This window comes from Streptomyces tateyamensis (assembly GCF_003205575.1).
In the GTDB taxonomy this organism is placed as follows: domain Bacteria; phylum Actinomycetota; class Actinomycetes; order Streptomycetales; family Streptomycetaceae; genus Kitasatospora; species Kitasatospora tateyamensis.
The window spans coordinates 1-4,973 of sequence record NZ_PYBW01000158.1 but is presented as its reverse complement, the minus strand read 5'-3'; the positions used below and the strand labels follow the sequence as shown (position 1 = coordinate 4,973).

Here is a 4,973-nt window from a genome sequence, read left to right as displayed (position 1 = left end):
ATCGGATCCATCAGTGACGGGTGGAACGCGTGAGAGACGGTCAACCGCTTCGTACGACGATCCGCAAAGTGCTCCGCAACCCGGTCAATGTCCGCCTCGGGACCGGACAGCACCACCGCACGCGGACCGTTCACCGCCGCGACATCCACACCGAGGCCGGTAACCTCAGCCTCCGTCGCCTCCACCGCCAGCATCGCCCCACCCGCGGGCAGGGCCTGCATCAGGCGACCACGCGCCGTGACCAGCTTCGCGGCATCCTCCAACGAGAACACACCCGCCACATGCGCAGCCGCGATCTCACCGATCGAGTGACCCGCCAGATAATCCGGCCTAACCCCCCAGGACTCCAGCAACCGGAACAACGCCACCTCGAACGCAAAGATCGCCGGCTGCGCATACTGCGTCTGGTTCAACTCCTCATCACTACCCAGATCCAGATGCCCAGCCAGCTCATCCCACGCCGCCGCAAACACCGGGAACGCAGCCGCCAACTGACGACCCATCCCCACCCGCTGGCTCCCCTGACCCGAGAACAGGAACGCCGTGCGCCCGTTCCCCCGGACCACGGGGCTGACCGGTCGTGACAGCGCGTCGAGCAGCGCCTCGCGGTTCGCCCCCAGCACAGCCGCCCGGTGCTCGAACGGGGCCCGTCCGGTCGCCAGCGAGTAGGCGACGTCCACCGGCCGCAACTGCGGCCGGTCGGCCACCCACGCCCGCAGCCGCGCCGCCTGCTCGCGCAGCGCCTCGGGTGTCTTCGCCGACAGCAACCAGGGCACCACCGGAAGCTCGTTGGCCCCGGCCACTGTCTCCTCGACGACCGCCGCCGGGGGCTGCTCCAGGATCACGTGCGCGTTGGTGCCGCTCAGGCCGAACGAGGAGATCCCCACCCGGCGCGGCCGCTCGACCGCCGGCCACTCGCGCGCCTCGGTGAGCAGCTCCACCGCACCCGCCGACCAGTCCACCTTGCTCGACGGCTCGTCCACGTGCAGCGTCCGCGGCAACACCCCGTGCTCCATCGCCTGGACCATCTTGATGATCCCGGCCACACCCGCAGCCGCCTGCGTGTGACCCATGTTCGACTTGATCGAACCCAGCAGCAACGGCCCTGCGGCTCCGCGCTCCTGGCCGTAGGTGGCCAGCAGCGCCTGCGCCTCGATCGGGTCACCCAGCACCGTGCCGGTCCCGTGCGCCTCGACCGCGTCGATCTGGTCCACCGTCAGCTGGGCATTGGCCAGGGCCTGCCGGATCACCCGCTGCTGGGCGGGGCCGTTCGGCGCCGTCAGGCCGTTCGACGCACCGTCCTGGTTGATCGCCGACCCGCGCACGATCGCCAGCACCGGGTGCCCGTTGCGCCGCGCATCCGAGAGCCGCTCGACCAGCAGCATGCCCGCACCCTCGGAGAAGCCGGTGCCGTCGGCCGAGGTGGCGAAGGAGCGGCACCGCCCGTCGGGCGACAGGCCGCGCTGCTGGCTGAAGTCGACCAGGGTCTCGTCGGTGGCCATCACCGTGACGCCGCCGGCCAGCGCCAGCGAGCACTCGCCGCTGCGCAGCGCCTGCACCGCCAGGTGCAGGGCCACCAGCGAGGAAGAGCAGGCGGTGTCCACCGTGACGGCCGGGCCCTCCAGGCCGAAGACGTAGGAGAGCCGGCCGCTGGCGATCGAGCCGGTGGCGTTGTTGAGTGCGTAGTCGTGGTACATCACGCCGGCGAACACACCGGTGGCCGACCCCTTCAGCGTGCCCGGGTCGATGCCCGCCCGCTCGAACGCCTCCCAGCTGGTCTCCAGCAGCAGGCGCTGCTGCGGGTCCATCGAACGCGCCTCGTTGGGACTGATCCCGAAGAAGCCGGCGTCGAAGCGTCCGGCGTCCAGCAGGTAGCCGCCGCCGCGGGTGTAGTACTTGCCGGGGGTGCCGGGCTCCGGGTCGTAGCCGCCGTCCAGGTCCCAACCGCGGTTGGCGGGAAGGCCGGTGATGGCTTCCCGACCGTCGGCGACCAGTTGCCAGAGCTGCTCCGGGGTGCTGACCTCGCCGGGGTAGCGGCAGGCCATGGCGACGATGGCGATCGGCTCGTCGCCGCTGCGCGCCGCGACCGGCCGAGTGGCGGCCACCGCCGCGACCGCACCGGCCAGTTGCTCGCCGAGGTGGCCGGCCACCGCCGCCGAGGTCGGGTAGTCGAAGGTCAGGGTGGCCGAGAGCTTCAGGCCGGTCGCGGAGTTGAGCGCGTTGCGCAGTTCGAGGGCGGCCAGTGAGTCGAATCCGAGCTCCTGGAAGGCACGGTCGGGTTCCACCTCGGCGCCCGAAGCGTGGCCGAGCACGGCGGCCACCTGGTCCTGGACCAGGGCCAGCAGCTCCCGCTCCGCCTCGGCCTCGCCGAGCCCGGCCAGCCGTGCACGCAGCGCGCCCGCGCTGCCCCCGGCCGTCGTCGAACCACCCTGCCGGGCGGGAACCTTCACCAGCTCGGTGAGCACCGGCTGAACCGTGCCGGCCACCGCGAGGGCCCGCAGCGCGGCCAGGTCGAGCCGGAGCAGCACGGCGCCGGAGACCGGGGTGGTCAGCGCGGCATCGAACAGCGCCAGGCCCTCGGCGACGGACAGCGGTGGGAAGCCCTGGCGGGTCAGCCTGCGCACGTCCGCCTCGTCCAGCTGATCGCCCATGCCGCCCTCGGCCCACAGGCCCCAGGCCTGGGCCTGGCCGGCCAGGCCGATGGTCCGGCGGTGCGCGGCCAGCGTGTCCAGGAAGACGTTGGCGGCAGCGTAGTTGGCCTGCCCGGCAGCCCCCAGACTGCCGGCGGCGGAGGAGAACAGGACAAACAGGCTGAGCGGTTGTTCCTTCGTCAGTTCGTGCAGGTGCCAGGCAGCATCGGCCTTGGGCCGGAGCACGGCGTCGAACCGCTCGGGGGTCAGCGCGTCCAGCAGACCGTCGTCCAGGACGCCCGCGGAGTGCACCACGCCGGTCAGCGGGTGCGCCGCAGGGATGGCGGCGAGCAGCTCGGCCAGCGCCGACCGGTCGGCCACGTCGCACGCGGCGACGGTGGCTTCGGCACCCAGCTCGGCGAGTTCGGCGACCAGTTCGGCCGCGCCAGGGGTAGCTGAGCCGCGTCGGCTGGTCAGCAGCAGGTGGCGCACGCCGTGGCGCTCGGCCAACTGCCGGGCCACCCGGGCACCGAGGCCGCCGGTGCCGCCGGTGATCAGCACCGTGCCGGCCTGGTCCAAGGCGAGAGGCTGCGCCGCTGCGGTCGCGCGGACCAGCCGCGTGCAGTACAGCACGTCTGCCCGCAGGGCCAGTTCGGGCTCGCCGGTGGCGGCGGCTGCGGCCAGCAGGCCGGTCGATCCGGGGTGGCCGTCGGTGTCCAGCAGCACGAAGCGGTCGGGGTGCTCGGCCTGGGCGGCGCGCAGCAGGCCCCAGACCGGGGCGGCGGCCAGGTCCAGCGGTTGGTCGCCGGTGCCGGTGTGGACCGCGCCGGTGGTCACCACGGCCAGCTTGGCGGAGGCGAACTCCGGGGCGGTGGACCACTCCTGGGCCAGCTCCAGCACCTCGGCGAGCCGAGCTCGGACGGCGGTCAGCAGCTCGCCCTCGCTGCTGGGGACGTTGCAGAGCACCAGCTCGGGCGCCGGTGTCCCGGCGGCGACGGCGGCGCGCAGCGCGGCCAGGTCGGCGTAGTTGGCGTAATCGGCGTGGTCGGCGTGATCACCGTGGTCGGCGCCCAGCACGGCCACGGCCACGGCGGCCGGAGCAGCGGGGCGGTCGGCCAGCGGCTGCCAGGCGAGCTGGTGCACCGGCTCGGCCTGCGGGGCACTCAGTTGCTCCAGCGAAACCGGGCGGCTGATCATCGAGGCGGCGGAGAGCACCGGGCGGCCGCTCTGGTCGGCCACCGCGAGCGCGACGCTGTCGCCGCTGCCGGGGGTGATCCGCACCCGCAGCGCGGCCGCACCGGCCGCGTGCAGCGAGACGCCCTCCCAGGCGAACGGGAGCACGATCTCCCCGGCACCGGGCGCCTGATCGTCCACCAGGGCGACGTGCAGGCAGGCGTCGAGCGCGGCCGGGTGCAGGCCGTACTTGCCGGCGTCGGCCTCGGCCGCGTTCGGCAGCACAACCTCGGCGAACACCTCGGCGCCGCGCCGCCAGGCCGCTTGCAGACCCTGGAAGGCGGGGCCGTAGGCGTAGCACCCGCCGCCGGCCAGCTTCTCGTACGCGCCTTCCACCTCGATCGGCTCGGCGCCGACGGGCGGCCAGTCGGCCAGCTCGAAGTCGGGCACGGGCGCGCCGGCGGCCAGGCTGCCGGCCGCGTTCAGGGTCCACGGCAGGTCCAGGCCCTCGCGGCGGGACAGGATGCTGACCGGGTGGCTGCCGGACTCGTCGGCGGCCCCGACCAGCACCTGGACCTGCACGCCGCCCTGCTCCGGCAGCAGCAGCGGGGACTGCAGGGTGAGCTCCTCCAGCAGGTCGCAGCCGGCCTGCTGGCCGGCCCGCAGCGCCAGCTCGACGAAAGCCGTGCCCGGCAGCAGCACCGAGCCGAGGGTGTCGTGGTCGGCCAGCCACGGGTGGGATTGCACCGAGAGGCGGCTGGTGAACAGGTAGCCGCCGGTGTCGGCCAGCGCGATCGCGGCACCGAGCAGCGGGTGATCGGCCGGGTCGAGCCCGACCGAGGTCACGTCGCCGGTGGCCGGCTGCTGCTCCAGCCAGAACCGGCGGCGCTGGAAGGCGTAGGTGGGCAGGTCGACCCGCTGGGCGCCCCGGCCGGCGAAGAAGCCGGGCCAGTTCACCCGGACGCCGTGGGCGTGCACCGTACCCAGCGCCGCGACAAGCTCGCGCACCTCGTCGCGGTCGCGGCGAGCGGTGGCCACGAACAGGAGGGAAGGGTCGTCCAGGCGCATGGGGGTGAGGGCCGCGTCGGGGCCGACCTCGACGAAACGGGTGACGCCGTCGTTGACGAGGGTGGTCAACGCATCCGCGAACCGGACGGTGCCGCGTACATG

At 73.6% G+C, this 4,973-nt stretch carries 1 protein-coding gene; it reads right to left on the bottom strand.

The annotated features are described in order from the left end of the window. Window positions 1–4,940: type I polyketide synthase (locus C7C46_RS30835; RefSeq protein WP_245985219.1), on the bottom strand; the 4,940-nt coding region annotated here is incomplete at its 3' end. Window positions 4,941–4,973: the final 33 nt, after the last annotated feature.